Source organism: Paenibacillus sp. FSL R10-2199 (assembly GCF_038000235.1).
GTDB lineage: Bacteria > Bacillota > Bacilli > Paenibacillales > Paenibacillaceae > Paenibacillus_AQ > Paenibacillus_AQ phytohabitans.
The window spans coordinates 1584929-1610169 of the sequence record NZ_JBBOBO010000002.1 but is presented as its reverse complement, the minus strand read 5'-3'; the positions used below and the strand labels follow the sequence as shown (position 1 = coordinate 1610169).

The 25241-nt window shown below is 52.5% G+C and carries 16 protein-coding genes and 1 pseudogene; 12 read left to right on the top strand and 5 right to left on the bottom strand.

Annotated elements, in window-relative coordinates:
• Positions 1-56: 56 nt before the first annotated feature.
• The gene (locus tag NYE33_RS34845) at positions 57-1676 is read right to left on the bottom strand and encodes a helix-turn-helix domain-containing protein (RefSeq protein ID WP_341069895.1); all 1620 of its coding nucleotides are present in this window, start codon (positions 1674-1676) and stop codon (positions 57-59) included.
• Positions 1663-3468 carry a sensor histidine kinase gene (locus tag NYE33_RS34840; RefSeq protein ID WP_042134001.1) on the bottom strand — a complete coding sequence of 602 codons (1806 nt, stop codon included), beginning with the start codon at positions 3466-3468 and terminating at the stop codon, positions 1663-1665. Before NYE33_RS34840 ends, NYE33_RS34845 begins: the two co-directional genes overlap by 14 nt.
• 224 nt (positions 3469-3692) lie before the next feature.
• Here NYE33_RS34840 and NYE33_RS34835 point away from each other — a divergent pair, with 224 nt between their 5' ends.
• From NYE33_RS34835 to dhaK, 7 genes and pseudogenes are all read left to right on the top strand, one after another.
• A complete protein-coding gene (locus NYE33_RS34835) occupies positions 3693-5255 on the top strand; it encodes an extracellular solute-binding protein (RefSeq protein ID WP_042134002.1) in 1563 nt (520 codons plus the stop codon).
• Between the two features lie 80 nt (positions 5256-5335).
• The gene (locus NYE33_RS34830; protein WP_042134003.1) at positions 5336-6244 is read left to right on the top strand and encodes an ABC transporter permease; all 909 of its coding nucleotides are present in this window, start codon (positions 5336-5338) and stop codon (positions 6242-6244) included.
• Between the two features lie 24 nt (positions 6245-6268).
• Entirely contained in the window at positions 6269-7138 is an 870-nt protein-coding gene (locus tag NYE33_RS34825) for a carbohydrate ABC transporter permease (RefSeq protein WP_042134005.1), read from the top strand.
• A 42-nt stretch (positions 7139-7180) separates the two neighbouring features.
• Complete coding sequence (locus tag NYE33_RS34820) at positions 7181-9391, top strand: alginate lyase family protein (protein WP_076247442.1); 2211 nt, start codon at positions 7181-7183, stop codon at positions 9389-9391.
• Positions 9392-10109: 718 nt separating this feature from the next.
• Positions 10110-11117: a PocR ligand-binding domain-containing protein gene (locus NYE33_RS34815; RefSeq protein ID WP_341069892.1), complete on the top strand. Its 1008-nt coding sequence runs from the start codon at positions 10110-10112 to the stop codon at positions 11115-11117.
• Positions 11118-11251: 134 nt separating this feature from the next.
• Positions 11252-12352 carry a glycerol dehydrogenase gene (locus NYE33_RS34810; protein WP_341069891.1) on the top strand — a complete coding sequence of 367 codons (1101 nt, stop codon included), beginning with the start codon at positions 11252-11254 and terminating at the stop codon, positions 12350-12352.
• Positions 12349-13992: pseudogene (dhaK, locus tag NYE33_RS34805) on the top strand (dihydroxyacetone kinase subunit DhaK). Before NYE33_RS34810 ends, dhaK begins: the two are co-directional and overlap by 4 nt.
• Positions 13993-14084: 92 nt before the next feature.
• Here dhaK and NYE33_RS34800 read toward each other — a convergent pair.
• Both NYE33_RS34800 and NYE33_RS34795 read right to left on the bottom strand, forming a co-directional pair.
• Positions 14085-15095 carry a substrate-binding domain-containing protein gene (locus NYE33_RS34800; protein ID WP_042134017.1) on the bottom strand — a complete coding sequence of 337 codons (1011 nt, stop codon included), beginning with the start codon at positions 15093-15095 and terminating at the stop codon, positions 14085-14087.
• A 143-nt stretch (positions 15096-15238) separates the two neighbouring features.
• Entirely contained in the window at positions 15239-16015 is a 777-nt protein-coding gene (locus tag NYE33_RS34795) for a polysaccharide deacetylase family protein (protein WP_042134019.1), read from the bottom strand.
• 246 nt (positions 16016-16261) lie between these two features.
• On the opposite strand from NYE33_RS34795, the gene NYE33_RS34790 reads away from it, so the two are divergent.
• The 3 genes from NYE33_RS34790 to NYE33_RS34780 all read left to right on the top strand — a co-directional run bounded on the left by NYE33_RS34790 (position 16262) and on the right by NYE33_RS34780 (position 21543).
• Positions 16262-17671 carry a deoxyguanosinetriphosphate triphosphohydrolase family protein gene (locus tag NYE33_RS34790; protein ID WP_042134021.1) on the top strand — a complete coding sequence of 470 codons (1410 nt, stop codon included), beginning with the start codon at positions 16262-16264 and terminating at the stop codon, positions 17669-17671.
• 468 nt (positions 17672-18139) lie between these two features.
• The gene (gene ltrA, locus NYE33_RS34785) at positions 18140-19531 is read left to right on the top strand and encodes a group II intron reverse transcriptase/maturase (protein WP_081969899.1); all 1392 of its coding nucleotides are present in this window, start codon (positions 18140-18142) and stop codon (positions 19529-19531) included.
• A gap of 227 nt (positions 19532-19758) precedes the next feature.
• Positions 19759-21543 carry a methyl-accepting chemotaxis protein gene (locus NYE33_RS34780; protein WP_076242277.1) on the top strand — a complete coding sequence of 595 codons (1785 nt, stop codon included), beginning with the start codon at positions 19759-19761 and terminating at the stop codon, positions 21541-21543.
• Between the two features lie 1003 nt (positions 21544-22546).
• Here NYE33_RS34780 and NYE33_RS34775 read toward each other — a convergent pair.
• On the bottom strand, positions 22547-23503 hold the full coding sequence (locus NYE33_RS34775; protein ID WP_042134025.1) for a D-2-hydroxyacid dehydrogenase: 957 nt from the start codon (positions 23501-23503) through the stop codon (positions 22547-22549).
• Positions 23504-23594: 91 nt separating this feature from the next.
• On the opposite strand from NYE33_RS34775, the gene thpR reads away from it, so the two are divergent.
• Both thpR and NYE33_RS34765 read left to right on the top strand, forming a co-directional pair.
• Positions 23595-24206, top strand: coding sequence for an RNA 2',3'-cyclic phosphodiesterase (thpR, locus tag NYE33_RS34770; RefSeq protein WP_341069889.1), 612 nt, complete (start codon positions 23595-23597; stop codon positions 24204-24206).
• Between the two features lie 76 nt (positions 24207-24282).
• Positions 24283-25191, top strand: a complete 909-nt coding sequence (locus NYE33_RS34765) for a cell wall hydrolase (protein WP_341069887.1) — start codon at positions 24283-24285, stop codon at positions 25189-25191.
• Positions 25192-25241 lie beyond the last annotated feature (50 nt).

The window sequence follows — 25241 nt, the reverse complement described above, 5'->3', positions numbered from 1 at the left end:
GTGTAAGCTAAATTACCCCCGGCATCACCAGAAATTCTGGAGATACCGGGGGTTTATCATTGGGGCATTCCCATACCCATTCTGCGGTAATCGGAAGGGGATACGCCGGTCTCTTTCTTGAAGATCCGGTTAAAGGACCGGTAATTCTCAAAACCGATAGATTCGGAAATTTCGAATGTCTTATGATCCGTGGTAAGCAGCAGCAGCTTTGCCTTTTCAATCCGCAGACGGGACAGGTATTGAATGAAGCTTTCGCCTACTGCTTTTTTGAACATGGAGCTGAAATAAGGCACACTGTAATTAATCGAAGCTGCCAGCTCCTCCAGCTTATAGGGATAGCTGAGGTCTTCGCGCATATGCTGAATGATTCTTGTAATCGAAGCATCGATCTTCCGGCCGCCCTCCTGAAGCTGCTGAAGCTTGCGGAAATAATCACAGGTCGCCTCGTGTACGGAGTTGAAGGTTTGGCACAGCTCCATTTTTTTACGCAGGTCCGCTTCGAGATCCGCACCGCCCTCTGCTCCAATAACGTTATGGCTCATATCCAGGAAGACTCTCAAATATAAGGATTTGATCTGCTCCGGGTCCCAGGATTGCTCCATAGCCTGGCGGTATAAGGAGAGGCGCTCCTGCTCCAGTGCAGCCGTGTTCAAATGCGGCTCCAGCAGTGCTTTCTTGAGTACCTTGCTCCAGAATCGGCTAAGGGGCTCCGGAATCCGCTGGAAACGGGCGATCTGTTCCCAATCCTCAATAGCAATGCTATCGCCAAAGCGGTAAAAGAAAGGATAGGGGGCAGAAGCCAGCCGTTTCAGTGCCTCAGGCCGGGCCTTCAGTCCCTGGCCGAAGCTGCACTGCAGGGCAATGCAGCTCATTTTGAGATTGGCGGCAAAGGAATCCAGCACCTGTTCCGGGAAATTGGGGCGCATAGCCTTTGACGTATCGGTGTATATGGCGAGAAAACGTCCCTTGTCGAGCGCGATGACTTTATTCGGGCCTACGCCGGCCAGCAGCTCCTTGAGTACGTTGACTCCGGCGAATTGCCACAGCTTCAGCTCTTCAAGCTGATCGATCGGGAAGCGAAGGGAATTCCTGTCCAGCTCCAGCAGCAATACCTTGAAGCTTTGTTCGTGAAGCGGGAGCTGAGCGTCCTCCAGACTGCGCAGCCATTTGGCTTCTGCCGCCGGATTCAGCAGCATATCCAGAAAGAGGCTCTGCTCAATCTCCACCTCGCTGAGGCGGACCTGCTGTTCCAGCTGGAGATGCTTTTCCCGGGTTTCATCAAGTGAGTTCACCTGGGAGGCCAGCTCCTCCATCGTCCGGGTCAACAGGCCGGGATCAGAAAGACAGTCATCTTTAATGAGATAGGCTGCAGCCTTCAGATGAATGGCCTGCTGGGCATAATGGAAATCCTGGTGGCAGGTAAGGATGATGATCTGCGGCGGACGTTCTCCGCTTTTCTCAATTTCACTTAGCATCTCAAGCCCATTCATGCCCGGCATGGTGATATCGGTTACGACAAGCTCCGGCTTGTGCTTCAGGAACAATTCCAGTCCGTCCCGGCCGTCTTCGGCTTCGCCGACCAGCGTGAACAAATCGGTACGCTCTTCAATGAAATGCCGGAATACCGTTCTTGCCGGAATTTCGTCCTCCACGAGCACAACTCTATAGGGATTCATGAGGCTCCTCCTTTACAAGAACATTCTCAGACGGCAGCATAATACGGATCGTCAGCCCTTCACCCGGAGCACTGGAGAGCAGAATTTGCGCGTCCCCTCCGAACAGCAGCTTCATCCGCAGCCATACATTCTGCAGCCCGATGTTCTCCGTGGACTCTTCATGGAGCAGATGGAGCTGCAGCTTCTTCAGTTCGGCTTCCGCAAGGCCAATCCCGTCGTCAGTAATCTCAAGGATGATATAGTTCTTCCCGGTATCGGTGAAGACCCGTATACTGATATGCCCTTCCGGCGTTTTACGCGGAAGAATCCCATGGAACACAGAATTTTCGATCAGCGGCTGGAGGCTCAGCTTCGGAATCTGCATACTCTGCAGCGGCTCCTCGATGCTTGACTCCAGCCGGATTTGACATTTATACCGCATATTGAGCAGCCCCACATAATCCGCCAAGTAATCAAGCTCCTGCCGAAGCTGCACGGTCTGCTCGAAATTCTCCATAGAGTACCGCAGCAGCGCGACCAGCCGGCCCATCAGCGAATTGATCTTCTCATAATCCTTCATCATGGCGAACATCCGGATGGTATTTAAGGTATTGTACATGAAATGGGGATTAATCTGCGATTGCAGCGCTCTAATCTCCAGCTTGCGCTTCAGGTCCTCCGAATCATGCAAATCTGCCAGCAGATCCTGAATGCGGACAGCCATCGTATTAAGCATCCGGCCCAGATCTCCGATTTCATTATTGGCAAAATGAGTGACCCGGGCCTCGAAATGCCCTTTCTTAAGCGCATCGACCTGCCGCTTCACGGCTTGCAGCGGCCGGTATAACTGATACCCGAACCCGACAACGCATAGTGCCCCCAGCACCGCAAGAATGACCAGGAAATAAGTTACGGTCCGCCGGATAATGTCTGCGCTGGCGGTAAGCTCCTTGGACGGAATCTCCGAGACCACGATCCAGTTGTCGTAGGTGGAGGTCTGTTTTACTGAGACAATGGAAGAGCCGGCTGCGAATTGATCGGGGCGGTTCAGCTCTTTCCAGTGCTTGAGAATACCCTGTACACGCCGGGTATCCTCGGCTTTCTCCAGCTTGCTGGTTGTAGCAATCGTCAGCCCGTCTTCGGTCAACAGCGAAATGGAGCCCTCGCTCCCGAGCTGAATATTCTCGATCTGCCGCTGGTATTGGTTATTGCTCATGGAGATCAGCAGCACTCCCTTCAAGTCCTCATACAAATCGAAGGGAACCCGTGAGATATAATAGGTGGAAGAGTCCAGAATCGCAAGTTCCGGCAAAGAGTGCTTATCCAGAAAAATATTAGGTTTCCCCGAGGCCAAATACGTTTCAATCAGCGGCCGGTAAGGGGAATCCGCAAGGGCAGCCGGAGCCTCCGTAGAAGAGAGCACTTCCCCTGTAATAGCTGAATAGACCTGCAGCCCCTCTACATTCCCGATAATCGCCGAGGCGCTGCTGAGCACGGAGATCAGGTCCTTTTTGCGGACAACCTCTTCAAAATATTGGGCCGACGGTGAAACCAGCGCGCCTTGAATCGACGAAATACGTGAGTATTGCTCGCTTAATTCCCTCAGCCGGGTCATGGTTAATTCAATCCGGTCTACGACCTGATTGACAAGCTGGGCATTCAGACGGTTCACCTGTTTCTCAACGGTTGTGGTGGATACGCTTACAGAGATAATAGACAATACAATCAGCGGAATCACGGAGATGGCGAACATGACGAGAATCATCTTGATATAGAAGCTCCGCCGCAAAAAGCTGAAAAATGGTGAACTCATAGGAACCCCTTCCGTTAACCGGTTTTAGACGCTGGATGCTGGATAGGCTATCCTATAAAGATTATAGTACATTGGAGAATAAGGAGAAACACAGATCCGAGGGAATCTTAAGAATGGTGACACTTTGGCTCGAATCCGGCATGTTCACTACCTGCGGTGTCTTCTATAATCCAAAGTGTAAGAACAATGTAAACGCACTCAATACAAGCGAATGGGGGATAACAATGAATTTTACAAGAAAGCTTGTACCGCTTATGGCATCAGCAGCATTAATGGCAACAGCCCTGGCAGGCTGCTCCGGTAACAACAATTCTGCAGCAGGCAGCACAGCCTCACCGGATGGAAGCGCACAGACAGAGACTGGCGGCAAGCCGGCCAGCATCAAAGCGATGACGATCCTCTTCGGCAATCCGCCGGAGATGGGCAGCAATAAAGCGCTGGAGGATCTGGAGAAACGCGGCAACGTTGATCTGGATGTGACCTTCGTACCCTCCGAGGCCTATACCGATAAGCTCTCCGTAGCCGTGTCGGCAGGTGATTCCTATGATCTGCTGCTCATGGACGGCGGAAAGGATGACAAATTCAATAACCTGGTGAAGATGGGCGCGTTCCATGATCTGACGCCTTATCTGGAGAAGACGGAGAATATCAGCCAGATCGATGATGTTGTCTGGGATGGAATCAGAATTGACGGCAAGGTATACGGAGTTCCCCGGCCGCGCGGCCTGTACGGCGGAGGGGAAGCCAATATCCTGATCCGTAAGGACTGGCTGGACAAATACAATCTGGCTGTGCCAAAGACGATGGATGAGCTGACGAATGCACTTGCTGTATTCAAGGAGAAGGATCCGGCGGGCGGAGGCAAAACCATTCCGTTTACGATCTATGGTTCAGACGGAGTCAACAGTCCCGGACCGTTCTCAGGTGTGCTTCCGATTCAGTTTGCCTTCGGCATTCCTAATGTGTGGAAGCTGGACGGCGGGAATGCTGTGCGCGATTTCCAGACTCCCGAATACAAGGCATTCCTGGAGTGGCTGAGAGATTCCTGGAGCAAAGGCCTGATTGACAAGGATGCGCCGGTGCTCAAGAATCAGGGCCAGGCACGGAGCAAGTTCCTGGCAGGCACAGCTGGTGCTTTTGTGGGGAATGTCAGCGATCTGGGAGAGGCCAATGTGGAGAAGCTGAAGCAGACAGATCCGGATGCTGAAATTGCCATTGTCGACGTTCTCGAAGGGGCAGACGGACACAAAGGTGCTGCTGTACTCGGCGGATACTACGGGCTGTGGGTCATTCCAAGCTCCGTACCGGAAGACAAGGTTCAGCAGATTGTTGATTTCCTTGATTTCACCGCCTCCGAGGAGAATATAGCATTCTCCAAAGCGGGAGTTACCGGCATTCACTCCAGTGACTTCAAAGATGGTGTTGCTGTGCAGACTGAAGAGCAGAAGAAGCAATACGACCTGGATAAGCCGAGCCAATTCGTGCTGGAGAACCGGGTAGATCCATATGTATACGCCAGCTCCAAGGAGCCGGAGATTCTGGCGCAGCAAAAGGCGACGCTGGATATTATCAGCAAGATCGGTGTTGAGAATCCGTTCCTCAGCTACAACTCACAGTTCGCCAGCAAGAATCCGGACAGCTACAAAAAAATGAGCGCCGTGATGACGAAATATGTGCTGGGTGAAGGCACCTGGGAAGATGTGCAGAAGGAGATTGATACCTGGACTAATGGTGCAGGTATGCAGATAGCCAAGGAATTGCTGGATCAATATAATGCAGCGCACTAAATAAGACACCCATAAATATACACAGAGGCAAAGGAGGGGGCTTCCCCTTTCTTTTGCCCATGGATAAGGAGGTTTAGCCTGTGCAGAGAACTTTGCGTCCTAAACGGTTTAATCAATTATGGCCTTTCTATTTACTGGCGGCACCGGGCATTCTCTATTTTCTGGTTTTTCATTATATCCCGATGTCGGGACTTATTCTAGCCTTCAAGGAGTACAGCCCGTTCAAAGGCATTATGGACAGCCCGTGGGTGGGGCTGGATAATTTCAGACAGTTTTTCGGAACCTCCGATTTCTATATTTTGCTGAAAAATACACTGCTGATCAGCCTGCTGAACCTGATCATTTATTTTCCGTTTACGATACTCCTGTCGTTACTCCTGAATGAAGTGCGGCTCAAAGTGTTCAAACGGGTGTCGCAGACGATCGTCTATCTGCCTCATTTCCTGTCCTGGGTCGTCATTTACGGGATTACGATTTCGTTCTTCGGGCCTTCAGGCGTTATTAATCATTATCTCAGCCAGTGGTTTGACGGCAATGCCAATTTCCTGGTGAGCAATGAATGGTTCCGGCCGCTGGTCATCTTCCAGTCCATCTGGAAGGATGCAGGCTGGGGGACAATTATCTTCCTGGCGGCACTGGCAGGAATCAACCCGGAGCAGTACGAAGCGGCCAAAGTGGATGGAGCGAGCCGGCTGCAGAGCATCTGGCATATTACCCTCCCCGGCATCAAGAGCACGATTGTTATACTGCTGCTGCTCCGTCTGGGCTCCTCTATGGACTCCAACTTTATGCAGATCTTCCTGATGACCAACAGCCTCAACCTGGATGTCTCCAATGTGTTCGATCTGTTCGTCTACCATATCGGTCTGGAGCAATTCAATTACAGCTTCGCGATTACCGTAGGCATGTTCAAATCCGTTGCCAGTCTGATCCTTGTAGTCGGGGCCAATTATGCGGCAAAGCTGCTTGGCGAAGAAGGCATATTCTAGAACAAGAACAGGAGTGGAGACGTTATGAAGCTCAAGGCAACATGGTTTGACACCATTATTGTAGTTATTATCTGCTTAATCAGTCTGCTGGTTATTCTGCCTTTTCTATACATTATCGCGGTATCCTTCAGTCCGCCCGGAGATTCAATGGCCGGGAATTTCTTCATCTGGCCCAAGCACTGGACGCTGGATGCTTACAGCTATCTGCTGAATGCGAATACGTTCCTGACCTCGGTCAAGAACTCCGTGATTATCACGGTAATGGGTACGCTGCTTAGCCTGTTTGTATCGATTACCCTGGCCTATGCCTTATCCAAGAAGTTTCTGCCCGGCCGCCGCATCATGCTGCTGATTATTTTCTTCACCATGATCTTTCACGGCGGTATGATTCCCAGTTATCTGGTGGTCAAAAATCTGGGTCTGATCGATTCCTACTGGGCAGTGGTGCTTCCGGCGGCTTCCAGTGCTTTTAATATCATGGTCATCCGCTCGTTCTTCCAGAGCCTGCCGGAAAGTCTGGATGAAGCGGCAAGAATTGACGGGGCAGGAGAGTTCAGAATTCTGTATTCGGTCGTGCTCCCGCTGTCCAAGCCGATCATCGCCACGTTTACGCTGTTCTTCATGGTGCAGTTCTGGAATGAGTTCTTCTCTGCGGTCATCTATCTGAATGATACATCACGCTGGCCGATTCAACCGCTCCTGCGGCAGATGGTGGCGATCAGCGCCTCCAATATTTCGGCAGAGGCTGCAGTTGACGCACAGCTTGCGGCCAACCTTGGACCCAATGTCCAGAATGCGGCGATATTGCTCGCTATGCTGCCTATTGTAATCGTGTATCCGTTCCTGCAGAAGTATTTTGCCAAGGGAGCCATGCTGGGTTCGATCAAGGAATAGACGCGGATGAGATCCGTTAAACCAATAAAGGTGAGGGTTCAAATGACGATTGGATATAAAGACTTGCGCCATAATCCTATATATACAAAGCCGCAGCTGTCGGATGAAGAATTCCTCGGCACCATGCTGGACTTGAGCAGACCTGAGCTTGCCGGTGTGGCCGCACAGCTGAAGACAGGTGATGTCCCGGCTGCACGGAATGCCTATCTGGAGGTCATTGCAGCAGGTAACAACGGGAGATATTACTTTGAAGTGAAGGATGTTCCCAAGCTTCAGGCGTATGCCGCAAGCTACTACGGCCATGAGGAGGAAGCGCAGCAGACAATCGCTGAGGCAGACCGGATCGTGGAAGGGGATATCCCGCTATTTAAAGGGAAAAGAGTGGTCTTTCCGCGTGGAACCTATGACTGGAACAGCTGGCTGTATGACAGCTCACAGTATCAGCTGCATCTGACCCGGTTCGTATATGTGAAGCATCTGTCCAGAGCTTATGCGCTGACCGGTGATGAGAAATACGCCAAATGCTTCAATGACATGATCAGCGACTTCATCGATGATAATAGGATGCCTGTCGATGATACGTTCCGTTCCGAGCATTCGACCTGGGACCCGCTGTCTGTCGGGGTGCGGCTGTTTATGCTGCCGGAAGCCTTCATTATCTTCTTCAGCTCACCTGCGTTTGAACCTGCGGTTAAGCTGAAGCTGATCAAGTCCTTCCAGGAGCACGGGCAGTATGTGCGCAAATATCATGCCAGCGGCGGCAACCATGTCTGCATGCAGCTGCGGGGGCTGATCCAGACGGCGCTGCTCCTGCCGGAGCTGAAGGATTCCGCAGAATGGCTGGAGTACGGGCTGCGTGAGCTGCCGGGATATATCCGCCAGAACGTATATGCGGATGGGGTACAGTTCGAAGGCAGTCCGAATTATCATCTGATCGTGATGCGCGATCTGTATGAACTGGTGGCACTGTTCCATAAGCTTGGAATTGACGCCGGGGAGTATCGCGACACCTTGGAGAAAATGTTCACCGTGACGATGCATCTGCTGGCCCCCGACGGACAGCTGGTCAAATTCGGCGATACGGATGTGCAGGTGGTCAGTGAGCTGCGCAATGTCATGAGTCTGGGCGCTTATCTGTATCAGCGCGGCGATTTCAAAGCGCTGGGGCATGAGCGGCTGCCGTTCTCGCTGCTCTGGAGAATAGGGCCGGAAGCGGTGCAGCAATATGAGCAGCTGAAGGCGAAGCAGCCTGCCGAAACGGCAGCCTGCTTCCCGATTGGAGGTTACATTACCTCCAGACAGGGCTGGAGCAGGGAAGACATGTACATGGCGATGCGTGCAGGGATTGGAGTCGGCGGACATGCCCATTCGGATGCGCTGAGCCTGGTGCTCTACGCCGGAGGGCGCGAGCTGCTGGCGGATTCAGGCATGGGATTATTCGAGTGGAACAAGGAGCGTAAATATACGGTATCCACCCGGGCCCATAATACCGTAGTGGTGGATGGCCAGGACCAGCATGTCCGCAGCTTTCACTGGAATACGCCGACTACGGCAGCCTGCAGAATCTGGGACGTCCAGTCCAGTGCAGCCTATGACTACAGCTTCGCGAGCCATTACGGCTATACCCGTTACGATGATCCGGTCATCCATTCCCGCAAGGTGCTGTTCATCAAGAACAGCTACTGGCTGATTGTGGATCTGTTTGAAGCGGAGGAACAGCACCGTTATGAGCAGTACTTTCATCTGCCTACAGGCGGAGCGGGATATGACTGCCGCAGCGGGGAAGTGTCCACTCAACTGAAGGGGGCTAATCTGCTGCTGCTGCATCTGCCATCCGGCCACGCTGAGGACCAGCTGGTGCTTGAGCAGGGCCTGATCTTCAAGCAGGGGGAGTATGCTGAGAGTCCGGTGGTGAAGCGTTCGCTAACTGTGACGGGGAGGACGGCAATCGTAACGCTTGCCGTTCCGTTCGGAACGGAGAAACCTAAGGTGACCATTGAGCCCCTGCCTGCACGGATGAACGGGAAAGAGCTATCTGCTGAAGAGGCAACGGCCCTGCGTATTATAATGGGAGATCGAGTGGATGAAATCTGCTTATACCATAATAGTGTAGAGGTAGCGGGCTACCTCGATCACACCGGCAATATCATTGCCGAAGCGCTGCTGCCCCGCAAGGAAGAGCCGGCAGGCTTGGAGTTTGCCGGGGGGAGCTATAGCCGGGATGTTATTGTGATCACGGAATCCAAATCATAGCGGTTTGAAAAGAACAACGTCCATCCTGTACCGGGGTGGGCGTTGTTTTAGTTGTAAATATAAGAATTTACGGTTAAGTGCTCCTTCGAAAGGGAGAGCTTAAAGGAGTGGGAGGGTTGAGAGAAGGAAGGGCGCAATACCTTCACAGTGGCTACAATGTATTCGAAATTTCGCATATATTGGGTCTGGTTACCATCAAAGTAGCTCAATGTATTCGGTTTTTCGCATACATTGGGTCTGGTTACCTTCACAGTAGCTCATTGTATTCGGTTTTTCGCATACAATTGGTCTGGTTACCTTCACAGTAGCTCAATGTATTCGGTTTTTCGCATACATTGGGTCTGGATACCTTCACAGTAGCTCATTGTATTCGGTTTTTCGCATACATTGGGTCTGGTTACCTTCACAGTAGTTCATTGTATTCGATATTTCGAATACAATTGGTCTGGACGAGCCAATCAAGAGCATAAAAGCTCTTGATTCCGCCCGAAGTAGGCGAATTCCGCCCGAAGTGGGCTGGACAAGTACCTGGTCGCCTGCTGGAGAGAACGCAAGTGTGCATAAGCCTTTAAGCCCGGCACAACGTTTCCCTTTCGATAAATAACGGCACTACGGTCGGCTAGGATCAAGAATTGAAAATGTTTGCGCCGAATCCCCTTGTTGCAATCGTTATCATGTTATAATTTTAGATATAATTTGAATGATAATGGAGGGACTCATGAGGAACTCTTTGGAACTGCTTGAGGATGTCGTGGATACACAGGCGCTGCAGATCATTCAGGACGATCTTGCTGCGGTGACGGATATGGCTGTGCTTACGGTTGATGCTGGCGGCAAGCCGGTGACCCGGCACAGCAAATGCACGGACTTTTGCAGAGCGATGAGATCGGCCACCCAGTCCTCCCGGTTATGTGAGAGCTGTGATTACCGCGGGGGATATGCCGCACAGAGTATGCAGCGTCCCTATGTCTATAAATGCCATATGGGGATTGTGGATATGGCGGTACCGCTGGTAGTCGGCAGCAAGTACCTTGGCTCCATTATGCTGGGGCAGATCTCTATTCCCGCACAGGATACCGGTAAGAAGCTTGATATGCTGAGCGCAACCAGCACTCCAGATCAAAGGGAGCATGACAGCATGCTGGAGGAATATTACCGGAGCCTTCCGGAGATGTCTTATGAACGGATCGAATCCGTAGCCCGTCTGGTCACCCACATGAGCCATTATATAACCGGCAGGATAGGCGCCAGGAATCGGACCTATGTATTCGGCACTTCTGCAGCTGCTGCGGATGTGAAGCTTACAGAAGGAGCAGCGCAAGTACAAGAGATTCCCCGGCAGCAGGTACAGGAGGAGGCGGACCAGCCCGCTGACAGGAAACAAGCTCCGGGCACAATAGGCGGCAGCCTGAGGCTGAAGCCGGCGCTGGAGCATATGCATGGGCATTTCCGGGAGCGGCTGAGACTGGCGGACATGGCCCAGTTATGCTGGATCAGCGCGGACTATTTCAGCAGACTGTTCCGGCAGGAGACGGGCAGCACCTTTTCTTCCTATATAAATAGCCTTAGGCTGGAGGAAGCGAAACGTAGTCTGGTGGAGGGTGAAGAATCTGTAGTGAGCATCGCGTATTCGCTGGGTTTTGAGGATAGCGGGTATTTCATCCGGACCTTCAAAAAAGCTACAGGAGAAACACCGGCGGTCTACCGCCTGAAGAGCCGTGCATAATCCGCGCTGCGCTGGGAGTTTATAGGATGAAATGACGGAATAGTTCTATACAGGATCGTGCAATGCCAAACAGCAGCAAAGCATTTATACTGAATAGGAAGCGTTTACAAATCCTGCCTAAGGAGTGCTGTGAAATGAGAAAAATACTAACCTCTCCCTCTAAATATGTTCAGGGCAGGGATGAACTGTACAATATCGGGGACTATGTAACGATCTATGGACGGAAAGCGCTGCTGGTGGCGCATAAGGATGATCAGGCCCGGGTTCAGGAATACCTGGACAAAGCGGTTGCCAAAGGCGGGTTCGAATTCGTAACCGGCGGGTTCGGCGGGGAATGTACGCTTAAGGAGATCGGCCGGCTGGAGCAGTTCGCGGCAGCAGAAGGCTGTGATGTGATTGTTGGCCTCGGCGGCGGCAAGGCGCTGGATACAGCCAAAGCGATCGCCAACCGGGCGAGAATTGCGATTATTGTCGTACCGACGATTGCGGCGACCGACGCGCCGTGCAGCGGCTCTTCCGTTATTTATTCGGAGCATGGCGAGTTCGAATCCTATCTGTATGCGCGGCAGAATCCGAATGTGGTGCTGGTGGATACCGGAATCATTGCCAATGCGCCGACGCGTTTTCTGGTGGCCGGGATGGGGGATGCGCTGTCGACCTTTTTTGAGGCGAGATCCTGTGTCAGAGGGTTCACCTATAACAATTCCGGGGCCGTAAGCACGAAGGCGGCGATGGAGCTGGCCCGGCTCTGCCACGAAACACTGCTGGAGGACGGACTGAAGGCCAAAGCGGCCAATGACAGCAAGGTAGTTACGCAGGCGCTGGAGAATATTATCGAGACGAATATCCTGCTCAGCGGGCTTGGATTCGAGAGCGGGGGACTGGCCGCAGCGCATGCCGTGCATAACGGGCTGACCATTCTGGAGGAGACTCATCATTATTATCACGGGGAAAAGGTGGCTTTCGGCACGCTGGTGCACATGGTGCTGGAGAATGCGCCGCAGGAAGAACTGGACACGGTGCTTGGCTTCTGCAAGTCGCTCGGATTACCTACCTGCCTGAAGGACCTGGGTGTTACAGATATCAGTGAAGCCCGGCTGATGCCGGTGGCCGAAAGAGCCTGTGCCGAAGGGGAGTCCATTCATAATATGCCGTTCCCGGTGACGAAGTATGATGTATATGCGGCCATTCTGGCTGCGGACCGGCTGGGCGGAAGCGGAGGCGAAGCCAGATGAAGAAGATCATTAACGCCCCTGAAGATGTAGTCGTGCAGATGATCGAGGGCATGGTGCTTGCCCATCCGGAGCTGCTGGAGTGGAACCGGAAATACAAGATCATTACGCGTAAAGAGCTGAACCCGGACAAAGTCACTCTGATCAGCGGCGGAGGCAGCGGACATGAGCCTGCGCATGGCGGATACGTAGGTAAGGGAATGCTGGATGCGGCGGTATGCGGTGATGTGTTTGCATCTCCGTCGACGATTCAGGTCTACAATGCGATTACGAAGACGGCTTCCTCCCAAGGAACGCTGCTGATTATCAAGAACTATTCCGGCGACTGTATGAATTTCGATGCGGCGGCGGAGATGGCGTTCGAAGATGACGATATCACCGTGGAAAAAGTGTATGTGAACGATGATGTGTCCGTAGCGGACGATGCATCGACGGCAGGCAGAAGAGGCGTGGCCGGAACGGTGTTTGTGCATAAAATCGCCGGAGCGGCTGCAGAACGGGGAGATACACTTCCGGAGGTCAAGGCCATCGCGGAGAAAACAGTGCGCAATGTCCGGTCGATCGGCTTCGCGCTGACTTCCTGTACCGTGCCGGCCAAAGGCTCACCAACCTTCGCGCTTGGAGAGGATGAGATCGAATTCGGTGTAGGCATTCACGGCGAACCGGGTATTGCCCGGGAAAAGCTCGTTCCGGCCGATGAACTGGCCGCGAAGGCACTGCAGGCGCTGCTCGCCGATATGCCGGTTAACCCGGAGGAAGAGGTCGCGCTGATGATTAACGGCTTCGGGGCAACGCCGCTGCAGGAATTGTACATTCTGAACCGTTCCGTCAGCCTGCTGCTGGAGGAAGCCAAGATTAGGGTATACCGGACCTTTGTCGGTAATTATATGAGTGCGATTGATATGGCGGGAGCATCGGTCACCCTGCTGAAGCTGGATGATGAGCTGAAGCAGGCACTCGACTATAGCGCGGAGACGGCAGCTTATAGATGTTAGGAGGCGGAAGCAATGGAGAAGCTGCTTACAGCTGATATAGTAGTGATGATAGATGAGATGGCGAAGCTTATCATTGAGAAGGAAGTCGAATTCTGTGAACTGGATTCCTTTGCCGGAGACGGGGACTTCGGCATGTCGCTGGCCAAAGGCTTCCGGCAGCTGAAACTGGAATGGGAGGAGCTGCCGCAGGAGGAAATCGGTGAATTCCTCAAAGCCTGCGGAATGGTGATCATTGAGCACTGCGGAGGCGCTTCGGGTCCGATCTGGGGCTCGGCCTTCCGCAGCGCGGCGAAATACGCCAAGGGCCGGACAGAGCTAAGCGGACTTGAACTTGCCGAGCTGCTGGAGCATGCAGCGGAAGGGATTCAGAAGCGGGGCGGAGCGAAGCTTGGCGATAAGACGCTGCTCGATGCACTGATTCCTGCTGCTGAAGCTCAGCGGAAGAGTGCGGAGAGTGGCGACGCCCTGCTGATCAGCATGCGCAAGGGCGCAGAAGCGGCGGTGCAGGGAGCCGAGCACACCAAAGACATTATCGCTTCCAAAGGCAGGGCAAGCTATGTGGGCGAGCGGAGCCTCAGCCACCCCGATGCCGGAGCTACAGCGATAGGTATTCTGTTCACCGGGATTGTAGACCGGATGCAGCAGTAAGGGTTGAAGACCCCGATTGAAATACAGATGCAGCGCAAAGGGACGTCCCGGTGGTATATCTCCGCCGGGCGTCCCTTTGCTGTTCCGCTAGTTCAAGTCTCGTATATAATATTCCCTGTTTCGGTAAGGTCATAGCTGTGAATGGACTTCAGCTCGTTCTGGAAGGCGGATGAACGCAGAATATCAAGAACCGTGCTGATCCATTGTTCATTCTCGGGCTTCTTGACCATGACCAGATCGTAGCGTTCCGTGGTGAGCGGAATGAAGTCAATGCCGTCAATAATCTTGGCGGCCTTCTCGGTGCCGATGCCCACATCGGCGCTGCCCCGCGCCACCATGCCGGCTATAGCCAGATGGCTGTTCTCTTCGGTTCCGTAGCCCTCCAGCGATGCGGATGGAATTCCGAGCAGGCGGAGCTGCTCATCCAGCAGCACCCGGGCCCCGGAGCCGCGTTCACGGTTGATCAGGGTCAGCCCGCTCTGCCGGAGATCACTCCAGCCGCGGATGCCTTTGGGGTTGCCCTTCCGCACATAGAACCCGGCACTGCGCGATAGCAGATGCACTACGATATAAGAGAAGCCTACGAGCAGCTTGCGGATATAAGGCAGATTATATTCGCCGGTATCCCCATCCAGGAGATGGGTGCTGACAATATCCGATTCCCCGTGATACATGGCAATCAGGCTGTCCAGACTGCCGGCATACGAACGGAGCGGGCGGGTGGACGGCAGCGTACGCTCCAGATAGGTCGCCAGAATATCAAGCGACATATCCTGGCCGGTAATGACCACATTCATACTGGTGCTTTTGCCGGTATGGGGGGGCGGAGGGGCAAAGGCCTGATACGGAGCCGCGAAGGAAGCGGGCGTCTGCAGCGGCTGTATTTCCTGTAATCCGCTTCCGCCGGGGAGCGGATGCCCATAAGCCCCGCTGCTGCGGGAATTCTGCTTGTATGCCTCCAGATCAGAGAGGTCAACACGCATCTGTTTGCCGACACGGTAGGAGGGCAGCTCTCCTTTTTTGATCAGATCATAGACTTTAAGTTTGGATATTTTGAGTAACCGGGCGATTTCCTCGGTGGTATAGGAAGTATTCTCAGACATGAATTAAACCCTCCCAGGGATGCACTGCGGCAGAAGTCACAGGTAGCCATATAATGCTTATAATGCTCAAGACTACCTTATTTTGTGGACCTGCGCAATCTAAGAAACCCCCGGACCGCAAGCGGAGAGCGGCAGACGGAGCTTCAATAAGTCCCGTGCCGCTCTGTCTTCGCCTGCTGCGCATCGGATAACGTGATCAGCTCGGAGACAGTGACGAACCGGAACCCTTGCTTCTCAAGCTCGGGGAGGATAATCTTCAGCGCTTCCTTCGTTTGCGATTGCCCATGGACATGGTCATGGAACAGAACGATATCCCCATTCCGGGCATTGCGGATCACTCTGCTGGAGATGCTCCAGACTCCCGGGCGGTTCCAGTCGCGGGTATCCTGATGCCAGGACCAGAGCACCGGCTTCAGGCCCATGCTGTTGGACACATCAATCATCGTGTCGTCGTACATTCCGCCCGGCGGTCTGAACAGGCTGCTGTGTTTGCCGGATACTTTGACAATCTCCTTCTCCGTCAGCTCCAGCTCCTCCTGAATCTGCTGCCCGGAGACCGGTTTTTTGAAATAAACGTGATTATAGGTATGGTTCGCAAGCTCATGGCCTTCATTAATGACGCGTCTGGCGACCTCGGGATAAGCGGCGATCCGTTTGCCAATTGCAAAAAAAGTGCATTTCGCATTGTATTCATGCAGTACCTCCAGAATGCCATCCGTCTCGAAGGGGTCCGGGCCGTCGTCGAAGGTGAGTGCAATAACCTTTTGGCTGGTCTGCACCTCCCAGATCATGTCGCCCCGTTCCTCATAATAATAGCGGTTCTTGGCCCTGTTCGGGCTGCCAAGGGCAATGTCTGCAGAGCCGTGCATAAGCGCGAGCGCTGCAAGGGCCGCGGCAGTGATTCGGATTCCTCTTTTCATGCGTCTCAAGTTTCACTCCACACCCTGTGTTTTTATAAGCCGTTCCTGCGCTGCTTGAGCCTTAGAATGCTCCATTTGCCCCGGGAAATATGCATTTTATATAGAGCGAACTGGAAGGTTAATGATAAAGATGAAAGTAACATCTGAACCGGAAACTTATCTGGTCGCATTTTAGAGTGAAAGTTCTGCCGGAAATGACTTATAATGAGATACTAAATACAGAACAATGGAATAGGGGCAGCGGAGATGACACTAATTGAGAAAAGAGAGCATAGGCAATATCCGGAAATTACCCGGCTGGAAACATCCAGAGCCGCATATGAACGCGATTATTCGCGTCTGATCCATTCGCCGACCTTTCGACGGCTGCAAGGCAAATCACAGGTATTCGGTGCAGGCACCGGAGATTATTACCGCACACGGCTGACCCACTCGCTGGAGGTGGCGCAGATTGCCCGCGAAGCGGCCAAGAGTCTGCTGCGTTCTTATCCTGAGGTAGAGACGGGGGCAGCTGAGAATCCGGGATTGGTCATCGATCCGGAGGTCGTGGAATGTGCGGCCATTGCGCATGATTTCGGCCATCCGCCGTTTGGGCATAAGGGGGAAGAGGTGCTGGACAGCCTGCTGGAAGGGCTTATTGCCAAGAAAACAGCGGAGGCTGCCGCGAAGTCCGGGGCCGGTCCGGTACAGAAGCAGACGATCCATGAGAGCATGAAGCGTAAATATGAACATTTTGAAGGCAATGCCCATAACTTCCGCCTGATCATGTTTCTGGAGAAACGGGAGAATATCGATGGACTGAACCTCTCGGATGCGGTGCTGCTGGGCATTAACAAATATCCGTTTCCCGGTACTGTGCTGAAGAAGGGCATGTACCTGCATGAATGGGAATACATCAACGAGATCCGCACCCAGTGGGGGGTTCCGGCAGGCAAGAAGACACTGGAAGCACAGCTTATGGACTTATGCGATGACATAGCCTATTCGGCCCATGACCTCGAAGACGGCATCAAGGCCGGCAAGATAGAGGTACACGAGCATTTCATGCACGACGAATACATTCAGCGGCTGATTGTTGAGAAGATCACGACGCTGGAGGATGCCTTCTGGTCAGGCTGGCAGGCCGAGGCGATCAGCGCCAAGGTGGAGGAAGTGCTTAGCTCATTCCTTCGGGTATGGATGGAGAAAATGCCAACCTGTGAGAATGACTACTCCCGCACGCGCCGTGAAGTTAAAGCTTATTGGGTCAGTACTTTCGTCGCCAGTCTCGGCGTCATCGAGGACGGGGACTGGAAGAAGGTTACATTCATCAAGGAAGGCCAGGAGGATGAGGATATGCTGCGGACGGTCAGTGTGCTCAAAAGCTTCGCCTGGGTAACGATGATCCGCGATTTGCGTGTGCAGCGCCTGCAGAAACGGAGTGAATGGATCCTCCGGCGGCTGTGGGAGGCCTTCCTGGATCCCGAGACCTCGCGGAGTATTATTCCGAGCGACTGGCTGCAGCGGTATGAGAAGGATCAGAGGTCGGCCAGGCCCATCTGGACCTGGGAGCATATGGTGACAGATTATATCGCCGGGATGACCGATGCGTTTGCCGAGAAAATCTACAATGAGCTGTATGGACTAAAGGTAGGCTCGATTTACGATCTGGATTAGGCATAGCTCTGCGCCAATAGTACCTGTCAGCCGGTTTGGCTGGCGGGTACTTTTTTTAGTACGCCCAGCATGGGCGTCATCTTTAGGGTGAAAGTCCCGAACGGGGGCTGGCGAGCGCCTACCGTTAGCCAAGGGCAAGGGTGTCCACCGTGAGGTGGAATCTGAAGGAAGCCGGAGGCAAAAGCACGGGCCAAGGTACACGAACTGGATTTGAGGCTGTGTCAGTCGGATGAGTCACCTAAACATGACGAAATCCAAAGCCGCCAAGGGCTGGCGCGGTATACTCCAGTGGTCGCGGGCAGACAGATGACGTTCTTATCTGGGGAGACCTGTCAGATAAGCAAGAAAAAAAACTTGTAACCGTAGCTGAGAGGCTGCGCTGAACTGGCAGGAGTCAGCAGAAGCCATAGTACGTAAGCTGTTGCAACAATTTACGGAAGGGCTGAACCGAAAGGAGAGAGGAAAGCGATGCGTTCGCATGAAGAGCAACGACAGCAGAATATCTCGCAAGGGAGCTTGCGGCAAAGAGAAGCGGTGAAGCCGTCAGGGTATGCCGGAGCGCCGAGTTCTTCGTCGGCACAAGTCGTCCCTTCCTCTCGCGAAGACCAGAACAACTTGCTGGAGCAAATGCTCAAAGGAGATAACCTTCGACTCGCTTACAAACGAGTGGTGCAAAATGGAGGAGCGCCCGGTGTGGACGGTGTAACGGTAGCGAATCTACAAGTTTACCTGAATACGCACTGGGCATCGGTGAAAACTGAACTTCTGACGGGAACTTACAGACCTGCGCCAGTCAAACGGGTGGAAATCCCCAAACCTGGAGGCGGTGTACGGCAGCTAGGCATCCCGACTGTGATGGACCGTTTCCTCCAGCAAGCACTTTTACAAGTCATGAACCCGATCTTTGACGCACAATTCTCGTGGTACAGCTACGGCTTTCGGCCGGGGAAGAGCGCGCATGACGCCGTTAAACAAGCCCAAAGATATATCCAAGGCGGCCTCAGATGGGTCGTGGATTTGGATCTGGAGAAATTCTTTGACAAGGTAAACCACGACATGCTAATGGCAAGAGTGGCGCGGAAAGTGGAGGACAAAAGAGTGCTGACGCTAATCCGTGCTTACTTAAACGCCGGAGTTATGGTGGATGGAAAATGGGAGCGTAGCCGGGAGGGAACGCCACAAGGCGGTCCGCTTAGTCCGCTTCTAGCAAACATTCTATTGGATGATCTGGACAAGGAACTGACCGGGCGAGGTTTGCGATTCGTACGCTACGCGGACGACTGTAATATCTTTGTGGCGAGTAAACGAGCAGGCGAGCGTGTCATGGAATCGGTAAGTCGGTTTGTAGAAGGAAAGCTAAAACTGAAAGTAAACGGGGAGAAAAGTGCGGTAGCGAGACCTTGGCACCGAAAGTTCTTAGGATTCAGTTTCCTGAGCCAGAAACAGGCAACGATTCGGATTGCTCCGAAGAGTCTCGCAGCTTTTAAAGGGAGAATTCGAGAGCTAACGAAACGTACCTGGTCCATTTCCATGGAAGAAAGGATTTACCGACTGAACCGCTATCTGATGGGTTGGCTCGGTTATTTCCGTCTAGCCTCGGCGAAGACACACTTCCAAACACTGGACCAGTGGATTCGGAGGAGACTTCGAATGTGTCTGTGGAAACAGTGGAAACGAGTACGTACACGAATCCGCGAGCTTCGAGCACTCGGGGTTCCAAAGTGGGCTTGTTTTAAGATGGCCAACTCGCGGCGAGGCGCGTGGGAAATGTCCCGGAACACGAATAACGCCCTTTCGACTTCCTATTGGGAAGCAAAAGGGCTGAAGAGTTTACTTTCACGCTATCTGGAACTTTGTTAACCTTTTGGAACCGCCGTATGCGGACCCGCATGTACGGTGGTGTGAGAGGACGGGGGCTTGCCGCCCCCTCCTACTCGATTAGTTCTGGATATACATATAAAATTTTTTGGGTGTTTTGCCGAAATAGTACTAGCAACCTATTTTTTTTTGTTCTTTTATGAAAATGGAATGTAATAGAATGGAATTCCGGTCATGTTTTCGGAAAATGTTTGAGGAGGCGCACGTAGATGGGCAAGGGTCAACAACTGAAAAGTGCAGTTAAAAAATGGGTGAGTGGAACTAAAAAAATGCGCCAGACCGCAGTAGCTAAAGGAAGTAAAAGTATTGGATTCAAGATTGCCTCCGGTTATGCGGCTTTGGCAGTACTGGTTCTGGTTACCGGCGGGGTCTCGCTCTATCAAATGAACGGTATGCAGAAGAACACAGGCAATATTATTGATCAGAGCATTCCCGCACTGGATAAAATCCACAATGTAAATTACCTGACAGAGCATGTTATGGCGATCAGCATGCAGCATATTCTGAGCACGGATAGCGCAGAGAAAAACACACTTGCGGAAGAGCGGGCTGAATTCATCCGCAAAGTGTCAGATACATTAAAGGAATACAAGCTCACCTTGCGGGGAGAGCAGGAGCTGGGGCAATTACAGTCGCTCGTCGGGAAATGGGGAGAGTTCCTGACCGTCAACAATCAGGCGATCCTGCTCAGCAGCTCGAATGACGAGGAATTAGCATTGGAGGTATCCCACAAGGGGATTGAGGCGTTTAATTCGATGCAGATTGATCTGGACGCGCTTGTTGCACACACTCAGGATGAAGCAGCGAGTGAGGGCAAAGTTTCCGAGAAGATTTTCCACACTTCCCTGACGTTGAGTATTGTAACTGTGCTGATTGTCCTGGTAGTCATCGGAATGATTAACATGGTGATCCGTAAGACCATGATCAATCCGCTTAAAAAGGTAACCGTACACCTGCAGCGGATCTCCGGCGGTGATCTGACCGCAGAGGATACCCTGATCGGCAATATGGATGAAATCGGCCAGCTTGCCAAGACCGTTAACGAAACTAACCGTACCTTGCTGGAAATGGTGAACCGGATCAGAAATGTCTCCGAGGTGATTTCGGAACAGGGCGATGAGCTGATGCATACGATTTCCGATACCAAGGAGGGCAGCAGCCAGATTGCCTTGACCATGGAAGAGCTGGCCAAAGCCTCCGGAAGCCAGGCCGAAGCAGCGGTAGATGCTTCTAAGGCGGTGGAGGAGTTAAACGCTATAATTGAGAATTTTGCCGGCAGGGGAATTGACCTCTCGCTTCATTCGGAGCAGGTGCGGCAGAAGGGTGAAAAAGGCAAAGCGCTCATGGAAAGCTCGGTGGCGCAAATGAACCAGATTGCGGACGCTGTATCGCAGTCTATGGACACGGTGGAGGAGCTGAACCGCAAGAACGAGGGGATCTTCCGGCTTGTGGGCTCCATCCGCAGCATCTCCGAGCAGACGCATCTGCTGGCGATTAATGCGGCCATTGAAGCGGCGAGAGCCGGTGACAGCGGCCGGGGCTTCGCGGTAGTAGCACAGGAGGTGCGCAAGCTGTCGGAGGATGTGCAGCGGACCGTAGCGGAGATTACCGGAATTACACAGGGAATCCAGCATGACTCCAGAGCGATGGTTGAGCAGTTGCGCGGCGGCGTGGCGAAGACGGAAGAGGGCAGCCGGCAGATTGTCGAGACGGGCGAAGCCCTGGCCGATATCAACGGCTCGGTGGGGGTAATGGCGCTCACGGTGGAAGGAATGGCCAAGGATCTGGAGCAGATGACCGGAGCCAGTGAAACCATGAACGAGTTCAGCCAGCATATCTCGGCACTCGCCCAGCAATCTGCGGCCGGTGTAGAAGAGACTTCAGCTTCGGCTCACGAGCAGCTCAGCGCGACTACGGAAGTGGCCAACGGCATCGAGCATCTGAAGCTGCTGCTTACTGAGCTTAAGGAGTCGGTCACTCGGTTTCAAGTGTGAGGGGGGCTATATAGGCTGAAGCAGTGAAATTCTAATACTTAGGGATACGCCGTGACTGCAGAGAATGTTTGGACTTCCGGCCGCTGTTGTTCCCGGATTTCTTGATTTATACCGCTAGTAGCGGTGGAAATCCGTGAACAAAGGCGGACGCTAGCGCTCCTACAGTTCCAAACTTCTCTTCCGCCACTTCTCCCTAGTTGTAAATCTCAAGTTCAAACTATATAGTGATGTGGGAATATAAAAACAGCCTCTGCTTAGGTTAGCAGAGGCTGTTTTTGTCTTGGTAATGTGCTGGGGAGAGCAAAGTTATGTTACCTAATACTAAATTGCTATACAGCTTAAACTGGGAGTGTTCCCGGCTCCTAGCTCGAACTGCAGGCTCGAACTCCTTGGCTAATTGATGACGAAATTCGCGCTGCCTAAGTACTAACTAACTGTATTTTGTGCAACTAAAGCGATCGGTTATTGTGCTGCGAGGACTTTAATTGCATTCTCTGCAGTTAAAATCCCCCATACTCCGGGAAAAAAGACGTACTGCTATTTTAGTTGTACAGAATACAGTTAACCGGGCAAATCCGTTTTTTCGCCGTTATTTAACTGCAGGAAATACAATTAAAGTAATTGCAATGCACTCCGCACTAGCTAGTTCACAATAGACTTGTCTGCGCAGGAGTCTTGCCAGTGCAGGGTTCTACGGAGCAAGGTACTTTCCAGCTCAATCTATAGTCTATATAGTTGAAATCCTGCACAAAATACAACATTTTCCTCAAAAGATCGACGTTAACGGAAAATTGTTGTACAAAAGGCATCATTTCGCCTCCATCCGGCAGATTAACGAGAGAATTGTTGTATTTCATACAACAATTCTCTAGAAAACCCTTTTATCTAACATCCAATGTTGTAATATGTACAACATTTAGCCGCAGGAGGCAACTTTAAACCCGCAAGTTACAAACAGGTCCGCATATCCCACAGCAACCCCGCCAGCCCAGGCGGCGGAGGCTTAATATTGGCGGCTGTAGTCGACCAGATTGAGTGAAGGCGTTCCGGACTCCAGATAGGCCTTCATGTTCTCAACGAAAATATCCACTACCCGGTCCGCGTAACGGTCGGTTACCCCGGCACAGTGAGGGGTCATGATGACCTGCTCCATCCCCCACAGAGGGTGATCCTCCGGCAGCGGCTCTTTCTCGAAGACATCGAGTCCGGCACCGGCAAGCTGTCCGCTGTGCAGCGCTGAGATTAGATCGTCCGTATTGGTAGTCGCTCCGCGGCCAATATTAATGTAATAAGCCCCCTGCTTGGCAGCGGAGAAGATGTCTGCATCGAATATTCCCTGCGTCTCGTCGGTGATCGGCAAAGTGTTGATAATAAAATCGGCGTCGCTCACGGAATCCTTCAGCTGTCCGGTCGTGAAGACCTCATCGAAGCCGTCAACCGGCCGGCCGGAACGGCTCACACCGATCGTCTTCATACGGAAAGCCTTGGCAATTCTGGCGGTTTCACTGCCGATGGAGCCAGTTCCGGCAATCACTGCCGTCTTGCCGGTCAATTCACTCTCTTGTCCATCCGAATGCCAGCGGCGGTTCTGCTGGTTGCGGATAGCGGTATGCATGTTCCGGGTGAACATCAGCATGAAGCTGAAGATAACGGCAGTAATCGGTTCGGCATGAACACCGCTGGCATTCGTCAGCAGAATCCCGCGTTCATGCATGGCTTCGAGCGGAAGTTTCTCCACACCGGCAGACCAGGCCTGGACCCAGCGCAGCGGAGAACCCTGGCGCAGAAGAGTATCACTGGCGCCTTTTCCCCAGCCGATGATAATTTCCGCACCGGAGAGCAGCTCAAGGTCCGGATTCCTGGAATCTCCGAGGGTAAGGGTATAATCTGGTGCAGCGGCGCGGATCAGCTCCTGCTGCCCATCTGACAAATGCTGCATACAAACGATGGATTTAGTCATGTTGGTTCCCTCCTATTCTACATTTCAGTAGAGAAATGGACGATAAGTATAGAATAAGCATAACAAATCTGCCTGGAAAGGTGAAATTAGAATGGAACATAAGGAGCCGGAGCAAGAATTTGAGCGTCTGTTTATCGCGATACCTTTGCCGGAAGCGCTGCGCTATTATCTTAAAAATGAGTCTGCCCGCGTGTCTTCCGGACTTAAATTTGCCAGATGGACACATTTTGAAGATTTCCATATTACGCTGCAATTTCTTGGCGACACTCCGAAGGAGGATATCCCGGCCCTGTTCGCGGCGCTCCGGAAAGTTTCCTCGTCAAGCAAAGGCTTTCAGCTGAAGCTCGGAGAATGGGGCACATTCGGCCTCCCGGACTCGCCAAGAGTGCTCTGGACGGGGGTTTCCGGGGAGCTCGAGCCGCTCAGGGAGCTGCAGAAAAAGGTGGTTTCCGCGACACTTCCGTTAGGGTTCACGGCGGATACGCGAACGTATAATCCCCATTTGACATTGGCCCGTAAATACCGTGAGGAGCAGCCGTTTACGCTGGAGCGGCTGGAAAATTTACGGGTAAAGGGACGTCCCGCAGGCAATTTACTTCCAGACTTAGGCTGGACGGTGGATGCTTTTGTGGTGTATGCTACCAGGATGCATGCCATTCCTATGTATGAAATGACCGAAAAATTTACATTTTTCTCAACATAAATCGACAAGAAAGTTTTCAAAGCTTCCATTTTCGGTTACATACAATAGGAGTGTGCCGTAAAATAGGAGGTAAATAATGTTAATATTTAAACAGAGCCGCTGTATTGCGCTGCTGGTTAGCGTAATTTTAGTGTCTTTCTCAGCGATAAGTTTGATGAACCCCGAAGGATCTGCTGCTACCGGGGAGAATGTAATAGAAATGGGTAAATTGAAGTCTGCCGGCCAAGAGTCTCTGGAGCCCAGTGTTCCGAAAGCTGCATCTGCTGTATATAGGACAAGCCCTTCATCCAGCACAATGATTCCCATGCTTTACACCACAGCTGCCGAACCGGTCCACACCTGGGCCCGCATGGTAAGCGCCGGATGGTTAAGCCCCGAGAAGCTGCAGCGTCAAGAGGCTGCGAAGACGGGCGCCGTTCAGCCTAAGCCTAAGGCTAAGGTAACTGTGGTGAAAGCAACGCCGTCAGCGGCGCAAGCGCTGAAGAAAGCGGCCAAGGGGACAACGAGCGTAAATAAAGTCAAAGCGGCAACTCAGCAACATCCCCCCGCAACATTGTTCTTCTCTCGGACCAAGCTACTAAGCCAGGAGCAGCAAGCTGAAGCTACCTGGAGCTACGCCGTATCCGAAGAAGACCTGCTACTGCTGCAAAAAATCGTCATGGCAGAAGCAGAAGGCGAACCGTACCAGGGCAAGGTGGCAGTTGCCAACGTTGTTCTGAACCGGCTGCGGTCAGCCAATTTTCCCGATACCATTCATGATGTAATCTATCAAAAAAGCCAATTCAGTCCTGTCGCCAACGGCCGTCTAAAGCGTGTGAAGCCCAACGCAGACAGTATCAAGGCTGTTAATGCTGCACTTATGGGAGTTAAGGAAGTTACGGATGACACGTACTTCTTCTTATCGCTGACGCTCGCGCAGGATCTTACTGTGCATCATTCACGGACACTCCTTAAGACCATCGGCAATCATACCTTCTACAAATAATCACTGTTACATTCTTGCCATCCGAATTCACGCTGGTTGCGCGCGGAGAA

Coding starts and splice junctions, on each gene's coding strand:
- NYE33_RS34845 (WP_341069895.1), bottom strand. CDS start 1,676: ATGAATCCCTATAGAGTTGTGCTCGTGGAGGACGAAATTCCGGCAAGA.
- NYE33_RS34840 (WP_042134001.1), bottom strand. CDS start 3,468: ATGAGTTCACCATTTTTCAGCTTTTTGCGGCGGAGCTTCTATATCAAG.
- NYE33_RS34835 (WP_042134002.1), top strand. CDS start 3,693: ATGAATTTTACAAGAAAGCTTGTACCGCTTATGGCATCAGCAGCATTA.
- NYE33_RS34825 (WP_042134005.1), top strand. CDS start 6,269: ATGAAGCTCAAGGCAACATGGTTTGACACCATTATTGTAGTTATTATC.
- NYE33_RS34820 (WP_076247442.1), top strand. CDS start 7,181: ATGACGATTGGATATAAAGACTTGCGCCATAATCCTATATATACAAAG.
- NYE33_RS34815 (WP_341069892.1), top strand. CDS start 10,110: ATGAGGAACTCTTTGGAACTGCTTGAGGATGTCGTGGATACACAGGCG.
- NYE33_RS34810 (WP_341069891.1), top strand. CDS start 11,252: ATGAGAAAAATACTAACCTCTCCCTCTAAATATGTTCAGGGCAGGGAT.
- NYE33_RS34800 (WP_042134017.1), bottom strand. CDS start 15,095: ATGTCTGAGAATACTTCCTATACCACCGAGGAAATCGCCCGGTTACTC.
- NYE33_RS34795 (WP_042134019.1), bottom strand. CDS start 16,015: ATGAAAAGAGGAATCCGAATCACTGCCGCGGCCCTTGCAGCGCTCGCG.
- NYE33_RS34790 (WP_042134021.1), top strand. CDS start 16,262: ATGACACTAATTGAGAAAAGAGAGCATAGGCAATATCCGGAAATTACC.
- ltrA (WP_081969899.1), top strand. CDS start 18,140: ATGCGTTCGCATGAAGAGCAACGACAGCAGAATATCTCGCAAGGGAGC.
- NYE33_RS34780 (WP_076242277.1), top strand. CDS start 19,759: ATGGGCAAGGGTCAACAACTGAAAAGTGCAGTTAAAAAATGGGTGAGT.
- NYE33_RS34775 (WP_042134025.1), bottom strand. CDS start 23,503: ATGACTAAATCCATCGTTTGTATGCAGCATTTGTCAGATGGGCAGCAG.
- thpR (WP_341069889.1), top strand. CDS start 23,595: ATGGAACATAAGGAGCCGGAGCAAGAATTTGAGCGTCTGTTTATCGCG.
- NYE33_RS34765 (WP_341069887.1), top strand. CDS start 24,283: ATGTTAATATTTAAACAGAGCCGCTGTATTGCGCTGCTGGTTAGCGTA.